The following is a 19489-nucleotide window of genomic DNA, read 5'->3' as shown; positions in this document are numbered from 1 at the left end:
GGAATCAGGCCGTTCTGTGACGGTGATGGATGATGCGCGCGCGCAGAATGCCGCGCGTGCCGAACAGGATCGAGGCGAAGTAGACGACGCCGGCCGACAGGATGATGGCCGGACCGGACGGCAGCGAGGCGTGATAGGACAAAAGCAGCCCGGCGATGCAGGAGGCAAAGCCGATCAGCACGGCCAGCACGCACATCGGCTCGACGCGCACCGTCCAGAAGCGGGCGGCTGCCGCCGGCAGCATCATCAGCCCGACGGACAGCAAAGTGCCGAGCGCCTGGAAGCCGCCGACGAGATTGAGCACGACGAGGCCGAGGAAGATGAAATGCACGGGGCTGCCCATCTTGCTGACCGAACGCAGGAACAGCGGATCGAGGCATTCCGCGACCAGCGCCCGCCAGAAGATAGCGAGGCTGACCAGCGTCACCGCGACGATGCCGCCAATCAGGATCAGCGCCTCGTTGTTGAGCGCCAGCACCGTGCCGAACAGCACATGCATGAGATCGACGCTGGAGCCGCGGATCGACACCATCAGCACGCCGATGGCGAGCGAGATCAGATAAAAGGCCGCCATCGAGGCGTCCTCGCGCTGAATGGTAAAGCGCGAGACGGCACCGGCGCCGAGCGCGACGATGACGCCGGCGATCAGGCCACCAATGGTCATCGGCAGGATTTCGAGCCCATAGAACAGGAAGCCGGCGGCCGCCCCGGGCAGGATGGCATGCGCCATGGCGTCGCCCGACAGGCTCATGCGCCGCAGCATCAAGAAGACGCCGATCGGGCAGGCGCCGAGCGACAGCATCAGCGAGCCGAACAGCGCCCGCTGCATGAAACCGAAATCGGCGAAGGGCGCGATGAAAAGACCGTAGAGCGCGTCCATCAGGCAGCCCTCGGTCCGGCGCCGTGGCGATGGTCGTGATCGTGAGCGTGGCCGTGATGGTCGTGATCGTGCCCATGATCATGAGCGTGCTCGTCCGGTTCGCACCAAGGAGCGTTTTCTTCCCAGGCCTCATGAAAACGGCGGGCGCGCAGCAGGTTTTCCGGCTTCAGCGTCTCGCGCGTTTCGCCCCACGCGATCGGCTGGCGAGCCAAAAGCAGGGTTTCGGGGAAATTCTGGCGCACGAGATCAAGATCGTGGACGACGACCATGATGGTGCGTTCCTCGCCGTGCCAGCGCTTGATGAGCGCAATCAAGTCGCCCACCGTCTTGGCATCGACGGCATTGAATGGTTCGTCGAGCAGGATGAGGTCGGCATCCTGCAACAGCACGCGGGCAAACAGCGTGCGCTGCAGCTGGCCGCCCGACAGCGTGTCGATCGGACGCTTCTCGAAACCGCCAAGGCCGACCGCCATCAACGCCTGGCTGACGGAATCGCGATCTTCCTTGGTATAGCGGCCGAGCATGCCGCGTTTCGGCCACAGGCCGAGCGAGACCAGATCGACGACGCGTGCCGGGAAGGAGCGGTCGAGTTCCGATTGCTGCGGCAGGTAGGCGGCGCGCACGCCGGATGCGCGAACAACCTCGCCAGCCATCGGCTTCAGCACGCCGACAATGCCCTTCATCAGCGTCGATTTGCCGGAGCCGTTGGCGCCAACCACGGCCGTCAGCGAGCCCTTGCGGATCGCGCCGTCGAGATGATGAATCGCCGGGTGGCTGCCATAGCCAAGCGTCAGGTCGCGGAAGGTCAGGCAGGTCTGAGTCATGTCGTTCCGTGGAGCAGCGAAACCCGGCCGGGGGCAGGGGACGATTGGATATGTGATGTTATTACATTAGTCAACAAGCCAATCGGGCGGAATTGCGACCGAGGGCTCAACTTGCCGTGAGTCTCCTGCGCACTGGTCCAAGGGGATTTGGCCCGGCGGCCTTGCCCGAAGCGAACCGCAACTCTAAACAGTCGCCACCCATAACAGGAAGGAACCTCCCATGAGCATTCGTCGCATCGATGTTGGCCCGCGCATGAGCCAGATCGTCATCCACGGCAACACCGCCTATCTGGCCGGCCAGGTCGGCGAGCCCGGCGGCAACGTTGCCTCGCAGACCCGCGATATCCTGGCGACCATCGACGAATTGCTGGCCAAGGCCGGCACCGACAAGACCAAGATCGTTCAGGCGATCATCTGGCTGGCCGACATGGGCACCTTCGCCGAGATGAATTCGGAGTGGGACAAGTGGGTGCCGAAGGGCCACACCCCCGCCCGCGCCACCGGCGAAGCCAAGCTCGCCGGCCCGGAATATCTGGTCGAGATTATTGTTACCGCGGCGATTTAAGCTTTTTACCCTCCCCCTTGGGGGGAGGGTCGCTGCAAAGCAGCGGGGTGGGGGTCGGCGCCGCCCCCCACCCCGTCTCGCCAACCTTGCTTCGCAACGTCGGCTCGCCGACCCTCCCCACGAGGGGGAGGGTAAAAGGCGCTACCCCTGCGACGGCGTGAAACGCGCCACCAGCGTGTGGCTTTCCGCCGGATAGACAAACCGGACATGGGTGACCGGGTGTTCCGCGCTCCAGGTGCGGCGCTCGACCACCAGGCAGGGCGCGCCGGGATCGATGTCGAGCGCGTCGGCAACGGTCTCATCGGCGGCCATGGCACGGATGCGGTGTTCGGCCTCGCTCCACGGCACACGGCCGATCAGCCAGGGCCCGGCAGCGATTTCCCTGAACTCTTCGTTGCCGGCTTCAGGAACCGCTGAAAGATTGATCAGGCGCTGCTCGAGCGCGAATGGCCGTTCGCCGGCAAAATGCAGGCCTTCGAGCCATAGCACCGACCCTGCGGCGGACAGCCCGAGTAGCGCTCTGTCGTCTGCGTTGCTGCGCCGCTTCAAGCGCTCCAGCCGCTCGTAACGATAAAGCAGGCCAAGCGCTTCGACCTCGATCCTGATGTCGTGAAGTTCCAGCACCGCTGCCTGCGACTGCGGCTGCCGGACAAAGCTGCCTGAGCGGCGGCGGCGTTCGATCAGCCCGGCCTTTGCCAACTGCGACAGGGCCTTGTTCACCGTCATGCGCGAGCAATTGTACTCGGTCGTCAGCTCGTGCTCGAACGGGATGCGATGGCCGGGCGCCCAGGCGCCGGATAGGATCTTTTCGCTGATGTCGGACAGGATGCGCTGATGCAGCGAGCCGCCGCTGTCGGCATCAACTGTCTCGACCGTGCTCATGTCGACAGCGCCGTCATCACAGTGCGAAACCGCTCGGCGATGGCTTCGCGCCTGGCATGCCGACCGCCGCTGACCTGTTTCTGCCCATGCACCCAGACGCAGTCGACCTTGCTGCCATTGGCGAAGATCCAGGCGTCGAGGATCGCGTCGCCGGTCTTGCCGGCCAGCGAGGGGGTCTTGGCGTCGAGCGAGACGAGATCGGCAGCTGCGCCGACGGCGATCCGCGAGGCGCCGGCGCCGAGCGCGACGCTGCCGCCATCAAGTGCTGCGTCGAACAGCGCACGGCCGGTCGAGCCGCCGGCCACGGCAAGCACATTGCGGGCGCGGTGCGCAAGGCGCTGCGAATATTCGAGCTGGCGCAATTCGTCGGGCAGGCCGATCAGCACATTGGAATCGGAGCCGACACCGAAGCGGCCACCATGCTCCCCGAACAATGGCGCGGCAAACGTGCCGTCGCCGAGATTGGCCTCGGTGATTGGGCAAAGGCCGGCAATGGCGCCGCTCTTGGCCATGCCGATGGTTTCGGCGTCGGTCATATGGGTGGCGTGGATCAGGCACCAGCGCTGGTCGACATCGGCATGGCTGAGCAGAAATTCGACCGGCCGCGCGCCGGACCAGGCAAGGCAGTCCTCGACCTCCTTCACCTGTTCGGCGACGTGGATGTGGATCGGCCCATTCGGCGCCAAAGCGGCAATTTGGGTCAGTTCCTCCGGTGTCGCGGCGCGCAGGCTGTGCGGGGCGACACCAACGACGGCCTGATTCAAAGCGCGAACCGATTCGCTAGACTTCTCAACAAGCCGGGAGAACCGTTTCACATCGTTGATGAATCGGCGCTGGCCTTCGTTGGGCGCGGCACCGCCGAAGGAGGAGTGCGCATAAAACACCGGCAGCAGCGTCAGGCCGATGCCCGTTTCGCCGGCGGCGGCGGCGATCCGCTCGGCCATCTCGGCGAGATTGGCGTAGGGCTTTCCATCGCGGTCGTGGTGCAAATAGTGGAATTCACCGACGCGGGAAAAACCGGCCTCCAGCATCTCGACATAGAGCTGTGCGGCAACCGCCTCGACCTGATCAGGAGTCATCGACAGCGCGAAGCGGTACATCACCTCGCGCCAACTCCAGAAACTGTCGGCGGACGGGCCGCGAAGCTCGGCAAGGCCGGCCATGCCGCGCTGGAAGGCGTGGCTGTGCAGATTGGGCATGCCTGGCACCAGGATGGCGTGGCGCTCGTCGCCGGCCTGCGGAGTGGTACCCGCTTCGACGGTGGCGATGCGGCCTCCATCGAGTGCGATCCTGACATTGCCTTGCCAGCCCTCGGGCAGCAGCGCCTGTTCCGCAAAGATCGCCGTCACGTCCGTCTCCAAATCTGCATGCCCGAGCGACGAGACCACTTGCGTCGCGTTTCAATATGTATATACATAATCGTCATCCTTTCAAATGGAAAAGATGATGGGTAGAGCAAACGGGAAGAGCGGCCTTCGTCTGTGGCGCAATGCGCGGTTGGCGACCATGGCCGACGGCGCGGCTGGCCTCGGCGTCGTCGAGAAGGGCGCCGTTGCTGCCCGCGACGGGCTTATCGTCTATGCCGGCGCCGAAGCGGAGATGCCGGCTTCCGTCGGGCAGGGCGCCGAGATCATTGATTGCGAGGGCCGCTGGATCACGCCCGGCCTGATCGATTGCCACACGCATCTTGTCTATGCCGGCAACCGCGCCAACGAATTCGAGATGCGGCTGGCCGGCGCTACCTATGAAGAAGTGGCCCGCGCTGGCGGCGGTATTGTTTCCTCGGTCAAGTCGCTGCGCGCGGCAAACGAGGATGAGCTCGTTGCCCAGACGCTGCCGCGCCTCGATGCGCTGATGGCCGAAGGTGTCACGTCGGTCGAAGTCAAATCGGGCTACGGCCTCGATCTCGACCATGAGAAGAAGTCGTTGCGCGCCGCCCGCCGGCTGGCCAATGAACGCCCCGTCACCGTCCGCACGACGTGCCTCGCCGCACACGCACTGCCGCCCGAAGCCAAGGGTGACAAGGACGCTTTTATCGATTTGGTCGCCAAGCAGATTGTTCCAGCGGTTGCCGCCGAGGGACTGGCCGATGCGGTCGACGGTTTTTGCGAAGGCATAGCGTTCTCACCTGAGCAGATGGCGCGCGTTTTCGATGCCGCCAAGGCCCTAGGCCTGCCGGTCAAGCTTCACGCCGACCAACTGTCCAACCTGCACGGGGCAGCGCTTGCCGCCAGCTATGGCGCGCTGTCCGCCGACCATCTCGAATATACGGACGAGGCGGGCTCCATGGCTATGGCCAAGGCGGGGACCGTGGCGACGATCCTGCCCGGCGCCTACTATTTCATTCGCGAAACGAAGAAGCCGCCTGTCGACTTGTTCCGCCGCCATGGTGTGAAGATGGCGGTGGCGACGGACAGCAATCCCGGCACCTCGCCGCTCACCTCGTTGTTGCTCACCATGAATATGGCCGCGACGCTCTTTGGCTTGACCGTCGATGAATGCCTTGCCGGCATCACCCGCGAGGCCGCGCGAGCGCTTGGCCTTCTCGACAAGGCCGGCACGCTGGAAGCCGGCAAATCCGCCGATCTGGCGATCTGGGACATCGAGCGTCCCGCCGAACTCGTTTACCGCATGGGCTTCAACCCGCTCCATGCCCGCATCTGGAGAGGACAATGACCGAACTGACCTTGAAGCCCGGCAATGCGACGCTGGCCGACTGGCGTGCCATCTACCGTGGCGCCGTGCCGAAGCTGGATGATGCCTGCCGCCCAAAGATCAAGGCGAGCGCCGAGGCTGTTGCCAGGATCGTTGCCAAGGGTGAGCCGGTCTACGGCATCAACACCGGCTTCGGCAAACTGGCCAGCGTGCGCATTCCGGCCGGCGATCTCGAGACCTTGCAGCGCAACATCGTGCTGTCGCACGCAGCCGGCGTCGGCGAACCGATGCCGGTCGCAATTGCCCGCCTGATGATGGCGCTGAAACTTGCCAGCCTGGCGCAGGGCGCCTCGGGTGTGCGCTCCGAAACCATCGAGTTGCTGGAAGCGATGCTTGCCAACGACGTCATCCCGGTGGTGCCGGCGCAAGGCTCCGTCGGTGCTTCCGGTGATCTTGCGCCGCTGTCGCACATGACGGCGGTGATGATCGGCGTCGGTGAATGCTTTACCCCGCATGGCCGTTTCCCGGCTAAGGTCGCCTTCGTTTCGCATGGCCTCGATCCGGTGACATTGGGCGCTAAGGAAGGTCTGGCGCTGCTCAACGGCACGCAGTTTTCGACCGCCTATGCGCTGGCTGCTTTGTTCGAGGCCGAAGTGCTCTACCAGTCGGCGCTGGTCGCCGGCGCCCTGTCGACCGACGCGGCAAAGGGTTCCGACGCCCCCTTCGATCCGCGTATTAATCTCTTGAGAAAGCACAGTGGCCAGATCGAGACGGCGGATGCGCTGCGCAACCTGATGGCCGGCAGCGCTATCAGGGAATCGCACCGTGTCGGCGACGAGCGCGTACAGGATCCCTATTGCCTGCGTTGCCAGCCACAGGTCATGGGTGCGGCACTCACCGTGCTGCGCCAGGCCGCCGACACGCTGGGCACCGAAGCCAATGGCGTCACCGACAACCCGCTGATCTTCGCCGAGGATGATACAGCCCTTTCCGGCGGCAATTTCCACGCCGAGCCGGTGGCCTTCGCCGCCGATATGATCGCGCTGGCCGTTTGCGAGATCGGCTCGCTGTCTGAGCGCCGGATTGCCATGCTGGTCGATCCGGCGCTGTCCGGCATGCCGGCCTTCCTGACGCCGAAACCCGGCCTGAACTCCGGCTTCATGATCCCGCAGGTCACGGCGGCGGCACTCGTCTCGGAAAACAAGCAGAAGGCCTATCCGGCCAGCGTCGATTCGATCCCGACCTCGGCCAATCAGGAAGACCACGTTTCGATGGCCGCGCACGGCGCGCGCCGGCTGATCGGCATGGTCGAGAATGCGACGGCTGTGATCGGCATCGAATTGCTGGCCGCCGCGCAGGGCTGCGATTTCCACCTGCCGCTGGCGTCGAGTGCCGCTCTGGAAGCGGTGCGCAAGCTGGTCCGGGCCGAAGTGCCGCATCTCGACAATGACCGGCACTTTCATCCCGACATGGAAAAGGCAATCGCCATGGTGCGCAGCGGCGCCGCGGTGAAGGCGGCCGGCGCGGTAACACTGCCTTCGATCTCGGGAGCCTGACATGACCGACTGGCTTACAGTGACGGAAGGCACGGCACCCCTGCTGGTGTCGATCCCGCATACCGGTATCGATCTCGCCGGCCTCGAAAACCGGTTGGTGTCGCCCTGGCTCGGCCGCCGCGATTGCGACTGGTGGATCGACAATCTTTATGACTTTGCCGCCGACCTTGGCGCGACGATTGTACATACGTCGATCTCGCGCACCGTCATCGACGTCAACCGCGATCCCTCCGGCGCCTCGCTCTATCCGGGGCAGACGACGACAACGCTTTGCCCGACGGAGACTTTCGACGGCGATCCGCTTTATCTGCCCGGCGAAGAGCCGACGCCGTCGGAGATAGACCAGCGCCGCATATCCTATTTCGTGCCCTACCATGAAATGCTGGCGGCCCAGGCCGTCAGGCTGCGAGGCCTGCACGAAAAAATCGTCATCTACGATTGCCACTCGATCCGGTCGGTGCTGCCGCGCCTGTTTTACGGCACGCTGCCGGTGTTCAACCTCGGCACCAATGACGGCCAGACCGCAGACCCGACGCTGCAGGCGCTGGTCGGTCAGATCATGGCCGAAAGCGGTGACAGCTATGTCATCAACGGCCGTTTCAAGGGTGGCTGGATCACACGCTACTTCGGCAACCCGCAAGGCGGCTTCCATGCGCTGCAGATGGAACTCGCCGATCGCGGCTATTTGCGCGAACCCGAGGCCAAGGGCGAACCGGACAATTGGCCGGTGCCTTATGACGCCGGATTTGCCGCGCCGATCCGCGCCACACTGACCAAAATCCTTCAAACCGCCATTGACTGGGCCGGGCGCTGACGCGCCGCCATCCGAAAGGGACAATGATGACCAATCCTCGCCACAACATCCGCGAAGTGCGCAGCCCCCGCGGCGACAAGCTCAACGCCCGCTATTGGACGACCGAGGCGCCGCTGCGCATGCTGATGAACAATCTCGACCCCGAGGTTGCCGAAAACCCTAACGAGTTGGTCGTCTATGGCGGTATCGGCCGCGCCGCGCGCACCTGGAACGATTTTGACAGCATCGTCGCCTCGCTGAAGACGCTTGGCGAGGACGAGACACTTTTGGTGCAGTCCGGCAAGCCGGTCGGCGTGTTCCGGACGCACGCCGATGCGCCGCGTGTACTGATTGCCAACTCCAACCTCGTGCCGCACTGGGCGAATTGGGATAAATTCAACGAGCTCGATAAAAAGGGCTTGATGATGTACGGCCAGATGACGGCCGGCTCGTGGATCTACATCGGCACGCAAGGCATCGTGCAGGGCACTTACGAGACCTTCGTCGAGGCCGGCCGCCAGCACTATGGCGGCAATCTCAAGGGCAAATGGATCCTGACCGGCGGCCTCGGCGGCATGGGCGGCGCCCAGCCGCTGGCCGCCGTCATGGCCGGCGCCTGCTGCCTGGCCATCGAATGCAACCCGGATTCGATCGATTTCCGCCTGCGCACCCGCTATGTCGACGAGAAGGCGGAGACGCTCGACGAAGCGATGGAAATGATCGAGCGCTGGACCAAGGCCGGCGAGGCGAAGTCGGTCGGCCTGCTCGGCAATGCCGCCGAGATCGTGCCGGAAATGTTCAGGCGCGGCATTCGCCCCGATATGGTCACCGACCAGACCTCGGCCCACGACCCGATCAACGGCTATCTGCCGAAGGGCTGGACCATGGCTGAGTGGCGCGAGAAGCGCGTCAGCGACCCGAAGGCGGTTGAGAAGGCGGCGCGTGCCTCGATGCGTGAACATGTCGAGGCGATGGTGGCGTTCTGGAACGCCGGCGTGCCGACGCTCGACTATGGCAACAACATCCGCCAGGTCGCCAAGGATGAAGGTTTCGAGAACGCCTTTGCCTTCCCGGGTTTCGTGCCGGCCTATATCCGCCCGCTGTTCTGCCGCGGCATCGGCCCATTCCGTTGGGCCGCGCTCTCCGGCGATCCCGAGGATATCTACAAGACCGACGCCAAGGTGCGCGAACTCACCCCCGGCAACACCCATCTGCACAACTGGCTGGACATGGCGCGCGAGCGCATTGCCTTCCAGGGCCTGCCGGCGCGCATCTGCTGGGTTGGCCTTGGCGATCGCCATCGCCTCGGTCTCGCCTTCAACGAGATGGTGGCCAAGGGCGAACTCAAGGCGCCGGTCGTTATCGGCCGCGATCACCTCGATTCCGGCTCGGTCGCCTCGCCGAACCGGGAGACGGAAGCGATGAAGGACGGCTCGGACGCCGTCTCCGACTGGCCGCTGCTCAACGCGCTGCTCAACACCGCATCGGGCGCCACCTGGGTGTCGCTGCACCATGGCGGCGGCGTCGGCATGGGTTTTTCCCAGCATGCCGGCATGGTCATCGTTGCCGACGGTACGCCGGACGCTGCAAGGCGGCTGGAGCGGGTGTTGTGGAATGACCCGGCGACCGGTGTCATGCGCCACGCCGATGCGGGCTACGACATTGCCATCGACTGCGCCAGGGAGCACCAGCTCAACCTGCCCGGCATTCTCGGGTGATAGGCTGACGTTATGCGCATCCTTCGTGCCGCCGACTACCGCGTCATGCCGTGGAAGAATGGCGGCGGCACGACGACCGAGATCGCTGTCTCGCCAGACGACGCCGGTCTCGACGAGTTCGACTGGCGCGTTTCCATGGCCCGCGTCGGGGGCAGCGGGCCATTTTCCAGCTTTGCCGGCATCGACCGCACGCTGTCGGTGCTGGAAGGCGAGGGCATCGTGCTTGATGTCGCCGGTCGGCCGGCGGTGCGGCTGACACCGGCTTCCGCGCCTTTTTCCTTTCCAGCTGATCTGCCGACCAGTGCCGCCCTGATCGCCAGCGCGATCACCGATCTCAATGTCATGACCCGCCGCGGCCGCACGCTGCATACGGTCGAGCGCCTGGCGATTTCGCGGCCTGTGGAAATCGCAACCGAGGCCGGTTCTACCCTCATCCTGTGTCACAAGGGCGAAGCTGTTTTCCCCGAGGCTGGGTCAATTCGCCTCGGGCCGCTCGACACGTTGCTGTTCGGGCCGGATGCTCTCGTCCTGAAGGTTGAGCCCGCTCAGGAAACGACGCTGTTCGTCATCCGGATAACCACCGCGGCCTGACGCTTTCGCGCCAACGGTTACCGCCTGTTTCCAAACATGATCGCAATGCCGGCGAAATATAGCGTAAGCTCTTGCCGGCATCACGAAAAAGCCCGAATCCTCTCCGTCGATCGATCCGGACGGGAGCGAGGGGCGCTCGTCTTTGAGTTTGGTCGAAAGATGGACGCCCTGTCGTGGTGCGGAAACAAACTTTCGGCATAGGGGTTGATGCAACCAATTGCATTTGAACCGGTTTTAGGGCCATTGCCGTGGCGGTGACGCCGCTGAGTGCCCGCTTACGGAATTTTCAATGAATATTCAGACGAACCCAGCCCAGATCGAGAAGACCAGCGCGAGCTTCCCGGCCATTACGGAAGAGCCGATTAGGTCGACATTCCTGCCGGAGGAGCGCCTCCGGCTGCTCGGTGAAAGCCTGGCAAAAGGCGACCTCACCGACCTGTTCGGCCTGACCCCGTTCGATTTCCAGGCGCGCATCCGCGACAGTGCCAAGAAGATCCTCGAAGTCTACCGTTCGACCAATGCGGCGCAGGCCAAGGGCGAAACGATCACCCCGGCCGCGCAATGGCTGCTCGACAACAATTATCTGGTCGAGGAGACCATTTTCCAGGTCAAGCGCGACCTGCCGCGCCGCTTCTACCGCCAGTTGCCGACGCTGAAACTGCCCGATGGCGGCACCGTGCCGCGCGCGCTGGCGCTGGCCTGGACCTATGTGGCGCATTCGGACAGTTCCGTCTCGGCGACCATGTTCAAGTCCATCGTCCAGGGCTTTCAGTCGGTCGAGCCGCTGAAGATCGGTGAGCTCTGGGCGCTGCCGTCGCTGCTGCGCTTCGTGCTGATCGAAAATCTCCGCCGGCTGGCGGTCAGGGTCAATCGCACCCGCCAGATGCGCCAGATCGCCAACGATGTGGCCGACAAGGTGCTGGCGACCGACGACAGCGCCGACCGGCAGGCGATTCTGGCCAATTTCAGCGCCCACGCGCAGGACACCACCTTCGCCACCCAGCTTCTCTATCGTTTGCGCGATGGATCGCAGAATGCCGGCAAAGCCCTGGAATGGCTGGAAGGCGAGCTTGAAAAGACCGGCTCCGATGCCGAGGAGATCATCATCTCCGAGCATCACACGCTGTCCAGTGGCAATGTGACGACCGGCAACATCATCCGCGGCCTGCGCCTCATCAACGACGTCGACTGGACGGTGTGGTTCGAGGGCGTCAGCCGCATCGACACCGTGCTGCGCGAGCGCACCGATTTCGCCGCGCTCGACTTCTTTTCGCGCGACCAATACCGCACCGCGATCGAGGAACTGGCGCGCCGCTCGAACCTGTCGGAATACCGCGTCGCCGAAAAGGCCATCGAACTGGCCGGACAAGCCGCCAGTGAACGCGCCGCCAGCGAACATGCATCGGATGGCGACGATTCCGTTCCGGCTCCGTCCGCGCATACCGATGTCGGCTTCTTCCTCGTCGGCCCGCGCCGGCTGGAGCTGGAAAAGGCAATCGGCTATCGGCCGACGATCAGCCAGACAGTCAAGCGCACCTTCGCCAAGACCGGATGGCTTGGTATCGTCCTGCCTGTCTTCGCGTTGACGGCCCTGCTTCTTGTCCTCACCGGCAATGCGTTGGCCAATCTCGGCCTGTCGGTGACCTCGATCGTCCTGATGCTGGCACTGTTTGCCGTGCCGGCGAGCGAGGGCGCGCTGGCTTTCTTCAACACCGTTGTCTCGCTGTTCCTCAAGCCGACACGCCTGATCGGCTATGACTACAGGCACGGCGTGCCGCCCGAGGCGCGCACGCTGGTGGTGGTGCCGTCGCTGATCGGCTCGCGTGACGATGTCGAGGAAAACATCCGCAACATCGAAGTCCATTACCTCGCCAATCTGGTGGACGAGATCCATTTCGCGCTGCTGTCGGACTGGCCCGACAGCAAGATCGAGATCGATGCGGCGGACACCGAGATCCTCGAATATGCACGCGCCGAGATCGCCCGTCTCAACGCCCGCTATCCCTCGGAAGGCGCGCCGCGCTTCTACATCCTGCACCGCCGCCGGCTCTTCAACGCCGCGCAAGGGTCCTGGATGGGCTGGGAACGCAAGCGTGGCAAGCTGCACGAGCTTGACCTTTTGTTGCGTGGCGACAGTGACACCACATTCCTGCCGCTCGAGGTGCCGCTGCCGGAAAAAGTCGTCCATGTGATGACGCTCGATGCCGATACGCGCACCACCCGCGATGCGGTGGCGACCCTTGTCGGCAAGCTCTGCCATCCGCTCAACCGCCCGCATTTCGACGCCACCAGGCGCGTCGTCACCGCCGGCTACACGATCCTGCAGCCGCGCATCACCGCTTCGCTGACCAGCGGCGACGAGGCCTCGTTCTTCCAGCGTGTGTTTTCGGCCAATCGCGGCCTCGACCCCTATGTCTTCGCTGTCTCGGATCTCTATCAGGATGTCTTCAGCGACGGGTCCTTCACCGGCAAGGGGCTCTATCACGTCGATGCCTTCGAGGCCGCCCTGCAAGGCCGCATCGAGGAAAATACCATCCTCAGCCACGATCTGCTCGAAGGTGCGCTGGCGCGCGCCGCCCTAGTCACTGACGTCGAACTGGTCGAGGACTATCCGACCCGCTATTCGGTCGACGCCTCGCGCCATCATCGCTGGGCACGCGGCGACTGGCAGCTTCTTGGCTTCATCCTCGATCCGCGCTCCGGCGTTCCGGCCCTGTCGCGCTGGAAGATGGTCGACAATCTGCGCCGCTCGCTGACGCCGATCTTCTGGGTGATGGCGGCGATCGCCGGCTGGACCTTGCTGCCCTTCACGCAGGCCGCGCAATGGCAGGCTTTGCTGATCCTCAGCCTGTTCATGGCGCCGACCTTCGATGTCGTCAACGCCATCCTGCCCAAGAGCGGCGACCAGACGCCGCGCGGCCATTTCTCGGCGCTGGCGCGCGACGTCGCCTTCGGCACCGCCATGGTGGCGCTGAAGATCGTGCTGATGGCGCACAACGCCTGGATGATGGGCGATGCCATCGTGCGCACGCTCTACCGGTTGTTCGTCAGCCGCCAGAACCTGCTGGAATGGCGCACCGCTTCGCAGGCGCACAAGGCCGGCGACAACGATGTTGGCTCCTATTACGGCATGATGTACGGCGCCGTGATCATCGGCTTCGTCGGTCTCGCCATTCCGGTGCTGGCCGATTCCACCGGTGCCTTCGTCGCCTTCTTTTTCGCTCTGTTCTGGATCGGCTCGCCGGCGATCGCCAGTTGGATCAGTCGCTCGGCCGAAACCGAGGACCGGCTGCGCATATCGCAGGCCGATATCCATGCGCTGCGCACCGTGGCGCGACGCACCTGGCACTATTTCGAGAGCTTCGTCACAGAAGAGCATCACAATCTGCCGCCGGACAATTTCCAGGAAAGCCCGGCGCCGGTCGTGGCGCCGCGCACGTCGCCCACCAACGTCGGAGTCTATCTTCTGTCGGTCGTGTCGGCGCGTGATTTCGGTTGGATCAGCCTGTCGGATGCCATCACCCGCATCGACGCCACCATGACGACCATCGAGAGCATGCCGCGCAACCGCGGCCATCTCTTCAATTGGTACGACACCACGACCCTGAAGCCGCTCTATCCGCTCTATATCTCTGCCGTCGACAGCGGCAATCTCGCTGGTCACCTGGTGGCGGTGGCGGCTGCCTGTGCCGAGTGGGCGGAAGCGCCGTCCGTCCACCTCCAAGGTGATTTCGAAGGCATTCTCGACACGGTGACCATCCTGAGCGAAAGCCTCGATGAGTTGCCCGACGACCGCCGCCAGCTCAGGCCTCTGCGCCAGCGTCTCGTCGACCGTCTCGACGGCATGCGGCGCGCCGTCGAAACGATCAAGGCGCAGCCGGAAATGGCCTCGATCCGCACCATCAACCTCGCCGTGCTGGCGGGCGAGATCCGCAAGCTGGCCACCGCCATCCACACCGAAGCGGCATCGGCCCAAAGCGACGTCATCGTCGACTGGGCGGCAAGGCTGGAAGCCACTTGCGAGGCGCATGTCCATGACGCCCACAGCGACGACAATGCCGTCGAGGCGCTGCGCGCCAAGCTCCTGACCTTGCGCGAGCGCACGCGCCGCTTCGCCTTCGAGATGGAGTTCTCCTTCCTGATGCGACCGGAGCGCAAGCTGCTGTCGATCGGCTACCGGGTCGAGGAACACCAGCTCGACGAAAGCTGCTACGACCTTCTCGCCTCCGAGGCGCGGCTGACCAGCCTGTTCGCCATCGCCAAGGGCGACCTGCCGACCGAGCATTGGTTCCGGCTCGGCCGCCCGATCGTCGAGATCGGCTTCCAGGGCGCATTGATGTCCTGGTCGGGCTCGATGTTCGAGTATCTGATGCCGCCGCTGGTGATGAAGGAGCCGCAAGGCTCGATCCTCAACCAGACCAGCAAGCTGATCATCAAGCGCCAGATCCAGTACGGCCGTCAGAAGAACGTGCCATGGGGCATTTCGGAAGCGGCCTACAACGCCCGCGACCGGGAACTGACCTATCAGTACACCAATTTCGGCGTGCCTGGCCTTGGCCTGAAGCGCGGCCTTGGCCAGAACACGGTGATTGCGCCCTATGCTACCATCCTGGCAGCGCAGTTCAACCCGCGCGAAGCGGTGCAGAATCTGGCCCGGCTGCGGGAGATCGGTGCGCTTGGCCCTCATGGCTATTACGATGCGGTCGATTTCACGCCGCAGCGCGTGCCTGAAGGCACCAACCACGCGGTCGTGCTGAATTACTATGCCCACCATTCGGGCATGTCGATCGCGGCGGTCGCCGACGCGATCTTCGAGGGTCGCCTGCGCGACCGTTTCCACAGCGATCCGGTCATCGAATCGGCTGAACTCTTGCTGCAGGAAAGGGCGCCGCGCGACATCCCGACCGCGACCGTCAGGACCGAAGCGGACGAGCGAGCGAAAGACGAAACCGAAACCGAGAGCCCCGACACCCGCATCGTGCTCGATCCCTTGCGGGTGCTGCGTTCGACCAACGTGATGTCGAACGGCCGCTATTCGGTGATGGTGACCGCGACAGGCTCCGGCTACAGCCGCTGGGGCGATCTGTCAGTGACCCGCTGGCAGCCGGATCCAGTCGAGGACCGTCTAGGCTCCTACATCTTCCTGCGTGACGTCAGCACTGGAGACTGGTGGTCAGCAACGGCTGAGCCAAAGCGCGCGGCCGAGGAGAAGGTGCAGACCCTGTTCTCCGACGACAAGGCGAGCTTCGTCAAATCGGTCGGCACGTTGCGCTCCGAGGTCGAATGCATCGTCGTTTCCGAAGGCAATGGCGAAGGCCGTCGCATTACGCTCTACAATGAAAGCACATCCGACCGCCACATCGAGGTGACGTCCTTTGCCGAACTGGTGCTGGGTTCGGAGGCTTCCGACAACGCGCATCCGGCCTTCTCGAAAATGTTCGTCGAGACCGAAATCGCCGCCAACAATGGCGCGATCTTCGCCACGCGCCGCAAGCGCGAAACCAGTGAGCCTGATATCACCCTGGCGCATTTCGTCACCGATCCGTCCGGACCGGCGCGCGATGCCGAGGCCGAGACCGACAGGCGCGCCTTCATCGGCCGTGGCCGCTCTATCGTCGATGCCGCCGCTTTCGATCCGGGCGCCAGGCTCGGCGGCCATTCCGGCTTCACGCTCGATCCCATCGCCTCGTTGCGCCGCCAGGTGCGCGTGCCCGCCAACAAGAAGATATCGCTGACCTTCTGGACCGTGGTCGGGGCCAACCGCACCGAGCTGGAAGAGGCGATAAACCGGCTCGACCATCAGGAGAGCTTCGCCCGCCAGGCGATGCTTGCCTGGACACGCAGCCAGGTGCAGACCCGCCATATGGGCCTCAGCCTGACCGATGCCGCCAATGTGCAGAAACTGGCGCGCTATCTGATCTACCCCGACGCGTTCCTGCGCCTGCCTGCCGAATCCCTCGCCTCGGGCCTGGGCAAGCAGTCGAGCCTGTGGCCGACCAGCATTTCGGGCGACTTCCCGATCTTCCTGGTCAGGATCGGCGACGTCGCCGATCTGGAGATCGTTGCCCAGGCGCTGCGCTTCCAGGAATATATGCGCACCCGCGGCATGATGATCGACTTTGTCGTCGTCAACGAGCAGGCCTCGTCCTATGTCCAGGACCTGCAGCGTGCGGTCGAGACGCTGTGCGAAAACAGTCGTCTGCGCGGCAAGGAACTGGGTCCCCGCCAGCACATTTTCGCGGTGCGCCGCGACCTGATGGAAGAGACCACCTACAAGACGCTGCTCGCCGTCGCCCGGGTGGTGCTGCATACGCGCAACGGCACCATCTTCGATCAGATCGAGCGGGCCGAGGCGGCTGCCTTGCAGGCGCGCGACGCTCTGCTGCCGACCGGATTGCCGGCTCTGCGTGACATTTCGGCGCCGGTGACGCATGCCTTTGCCTCGCAGGCCGTTATGGATGTCCGCGCCGATGGCACGGGCCTCAGCCAATGGAACGGCTTTGGCGGCTTCGACGGCGACGGCCGGCACTATGTGGTGCGTCTGGCTGGCCGACGCACCACGCCGCAGCCCTGGATCAACGTCGTCTCCAACGCCTCGTTCGGCTTCCACACCTCGGCCGAGGGAGCTGCCTTCACCTGGAGCCGCAACAGCCGCGACTACCAGCTGACGCCGTGGTCGAACGATCCGGTCTCCAACCGGCCGGGCGAGGGCATCTATATCTACGATCAGGCCAGCGGCAGGGCCTTCTCGCCGATCGCCGCCGTGGTGCGTGATCCCTCGATGAGCTACGAGGCCTGGCATGGCCAGGGCTTCTCCACCTTCCGCTCGAAGCGCGGGCCGTTGTCGATGGACCTGACCCATGTTGTCGACCCCATCGATCCGGTGAAGATCACACGGCTGCGCATTCAGAATTCCGGCTCGGTGCCGGCCCGGCTGCGCGTCTATGCCTATGCCGAATGGGTGCTTGGCGGCCATCGGTCGCGGACCGCGGCAACCATCGTCCCGTCGCGCGACGGAGCGACCGGCGCGTTGTTGGCACAAAACCCCTACGGGCTCGATTTCAGCGAGCGCGTAGCCTTCCTTGCCGCCGATGCCGCTGTTCATTCGGTGACAGCAGATCGTTCCGAATTCCTCGGCCGGCACGGCTCCAGCGAGTTGCCGCAGGCGGTGCTGAGCGGCGCGGCGCTGTCGGGTCGTGTCGAGGCCGGAGACGATCCTTGCGCGGCGATCGCCCGCGACGTCGAGATTCCGGCCGGCGGCGACGTCACGCTGCTGTGGCTGCTCGGCGATGCCGATTCTTCTGCGCAGGCGAGCGCGCTGGTGCAGACGCATCGGGGCAAGGATTTCGACCAGCGCCTCGCCGACAACGAGCGCGAGTGGCGCGCGTTCCTCGATACCATCCAGGTCGAGACGCCGGACAAGGCGCTCGATGCCATGGTCAATCACTGGCTGCCCTATCAGAGCCTTGCCTGCCGCATCCGCGCCCGCTCGGCCTTCTATCAGGCAAGCGGCGCCTTCGGCTTCCGCGACCAGTTGCAGGACACGCTGGCGCTGCTGGCGCATGATCCGACGCTGGCGCGCGACCAGATCCTCAATGCCGCGCGGCGTCAGTTCCCGGAAGGCGACGTGCAGCACTGGTGGCTGCCGCGCACCGGGGCCGGCGTGCGCACCATGATCTCCGACGACGTGGTCTGGCTGGCCCACGCCACGGCGCGCTATCTCAGTGTGACCGGCGATGCCGGCATCCTGAAGGAGCAACTGCCCTTCATCGACGGGCAGGCGCTGGGCGAGGGCGAGCACGATGCCTTCTTCACTCCCGAAATCTCAAAGAAGACGGTGTCGCTCTACGACCATTGCGCGCGGGCGCTCGACCTTGCCATCAAGCGCAGCAGTCCTGCCGGCCTGCCGCTGATCCTTGGCGGCGACTGGAACGACGGCATGAACCGCGTCGGCGAGCACGGCAAGGGCGAGAGTGTGTGGCTGGGCTGGTTCCTGCTGAAGACGCTGGGCGACTTTGCCGCCGTTGCCAAGAGCGAAGGCGACAGCAAGCGCGCGCAGGCCTGGGCAAAGCATGCCGAGGCGCTGAAGCGGGCGCTTGAAAGCACGGCATGGGACGGCGAATGGTACCGGCGCGGCAGTTTTGACGACGGCACGCCCTTGGGGTCGCGCACCTCCGAAGAGTGCAGGATCGATTCCATCGCCCAGTCCTGGAGCGTGCTTTCGGGCGAGGGCGATCCGGCACGGTCGACGACGGCCATGCAACAGGCGACGAAGCTTCTCGTCGACGACAAGCTCAAGATCGTCAAACTGTTCACGCCGCCCTTCTCGAAGACGCAGAAGGACCCCGGCTACATCAAGAGCTATCCGCCGGGCGTGCGCGAGAATGGCGGCCAGTACACCCACGCCGCCACCTGGTTCGTCATCGCGCTGGCCGAAATGGGGCAGACCGACGAAGCCTATCGCTGCTTCTCGATGCTGAACCCGGTCAACCACGCATTCGACGAGGCTTCGGCCGAGCACTATCGTGTCGAACCCTATGTGGTCGCCGCCGACATCTATGCCGGAGACGACAAGGGCGGGCGCGGCGGCTGGACGTGGTACACCGGCTCGGCGGGTTGGCTCTACCGGGCGGCGGTGGAGGGTATCCTCGGCATCGAACGGCGCGGCAAGCAGATCACGTTCCGGCCGAAACTGCCCAGCCACTGGGATGGCTACCAAGCTTCGCTCAAGATGCTCGGTGCAGAGATCAAGGTTCAGGTCATTCGCGACAAAAAGACCAAGACGATCTCGCTTGAAGTCGATGGTTCGAAAACAAAGTCGGCTTCATTCGAACCCAAAGCCGGCACTCAGGCCGAGATCGTGGTCAAGATACCGGCGTAAAATCAACAGCTTAGGTTGGTTGTTCGCGCGTCCTTCGGGACGCGCGACGCCGCGTCTTGTTACTTGCGCGCGATCCGCGACTGCGCTCGCAAGATGCCTCTCGATTAAGCCTTGCAATACCGTCGTGATTAAAAATGTGGCAGC

11 protein-coding genes are annotated in these 19489 nt (G+C 64.4%); 7 read left to right on the top strand and 4 right to left on the bottom strand.

Annotation, left to right across the window (positions count from 1 at the left end):
• Positions 1 to 4: 4 nt before the first annotated feature.
• Positions 5 to 880: a zinc ABC transporter permease AztB gene (gene aztB / locus DBIPINDM_RS39525; RefSeq protein WP_258584437.1), complete on the bottom strand. Its 876-nt coding sequence runs from the start codon at positions 878 to 880 to the stop codon at positions 5 to 7.
• The gene (gene aztA / locus DBIPINDM_RS39520; RefSeq protein WP_258584436.1) at positions 880 to 1704 is read right to left on the bottom strand and encodes a zinc ABC transporter ATP-binding protein AztA; all 825 of its coding nucleotides are present in this window, start codon (positions 1702 to 1704) and stop codon (positions 880 to 882) included. Before aztA ends, aztB begins: the two co-directional genes overlap by 1 nt.
• A 220-nt stretch (positions 1705 to 1924) precedes the next feature.
• On the opposite strand from aztA, the gene DBIPINDM_RS39515 reads away from it, so the two are divergent.
• Entirely contained in the window at positions 1925 to 2269 is a 345-nt protein-coding gene (locus DBIPINDM_RS39515; protein ID WP_258584435.1) for a RidA family protein, read from the top strand.
• A gap of 141 nt (positions 2270 to 2410) precedes the next feature.
• On the opposite strand, the gene hutC is transcribed toward DBIPINDM_RS39515, so the two are convergent.
• Both hutC and DBIPINDM_RS39505 read right to left on the bottom strand, forming a co-directional pair.
• Positions 2411 to 3151 carry a histidine utilization repressor gene (gene hutC / locus DBIPINDM_RS39510; RefSeq protein ID WP_258584434.1) on the bottom strand — a complete coding sequence of 247 codons (741 nt, stop codon included), beginning with the start codon at positions 3149 to 3151 and terminating at the stop codon, positions 2411 to 2413.
• A complete protein-coding gene (locus DBIPINDM_RS39505) occupies positions 3148 to 4500 on the bottom strand; it encodes a formimidoylglutamate deiminase (protein ID WP_258584433.1) in 1353 nt (450 codons plus the stop codon). Before DBIPINDM_RS39505 ends, hutC begins: the two co-directional genes overlap by 4 nt.
• Before the next feature lie 97 nt (positions 4501 to 4597).
• Between DBIPINDM_RS39505 and hutI the strand changes: the two genes are divergently transcribed.
• From hutI to DBIPINDM_RS39475, 6 genes are all read left to right on the top strand, one after another.
• Positions 4598 to 5827, top strand: coding sequence for an imidazolonepropionase (hutI, locus tag DBIPINDM_RS39500; protein ID WP_258584432.1), 1230 nt, complete (start codon positions 4598 to 4600; stop codon positions 5825 to 5827).
• The gene (gene hutH / locus DBIPINDM_RS39495) at positions 5824 to 7362 is read left to right on the top strand and encodes a histidine ammonia-lyase (RefSeq protein WP_258584431.1); all 1539 of its coding nucleotides are present in this window, start codon (positions 5824 to 5826) and stop codon (positions 7360 to 7362) included. The genes hutI and hutH overlap by 4 nt, the downstream gene beginning before the upstream one ends.
• Position 7363: 1 nt before the next feature.
• Positions 7364 to 8176: an N-formylglutamate deformylase gene (gene hutG / locus DBIPINDM_RS39490; RefSeq protein ID WP_258584430.1), complete on the top strand. Its 813-nt coding sequence runs from the start codon at positions 7364 to 7366 to the stop codon at positions 8174 to 8176.
• A 23-nt stretch (positions 8177 to 8199) separates the two neighbouring features.
• Entirely contained in the window at positions 8200 to 9873 is a 1674-nt protein-coding gene (gene hutU, locus DBIPINDM_RS39485) for a urocanate hydratase (protein WP_258584429.1), read from the top strand.
• Between the two features lie 12 nt (positions 9874 to 9885).
• Positions 9886 to 10464: a HutD family protein gene (locus tag DBIPINDM_RS39480; protein WP_258584428.1), complete on the top strand. Its 579-nt coding sequence runs from the start codon at positions 9886 to 9888 to the stop codon at positions 10462 to 10464.
• 289 nt (positions 10465 to 10753) lie between these two features.
• A complete protein-coding gene (locus tag DBIPINDM_RS39475; protein WP_258584427.1) occupies positions 10754 to 19345 on the top strand; it encodes a GH36-type glycosyl hydrolase domain-containing protein in 8592 nt (2863 codons plus the stop codon).
• Positions 19346 to 19489: the final 144 nt, after the last annotated feature.

Source organism: Mesorhizobium sp. AR02 (assembly GCF_024746835.1).
Classification (GTDB): Bacteria; Pseudomonadota; Alphaproteobacteria; order Rhizobiales; family Rhizobiaceae; genus Mesorhizobium.
The sequence above is the reverse complement of the archived record's forward strand: the minus strand, read 5'-3'. Positions and strand labels throughout refer to the sequence as shown.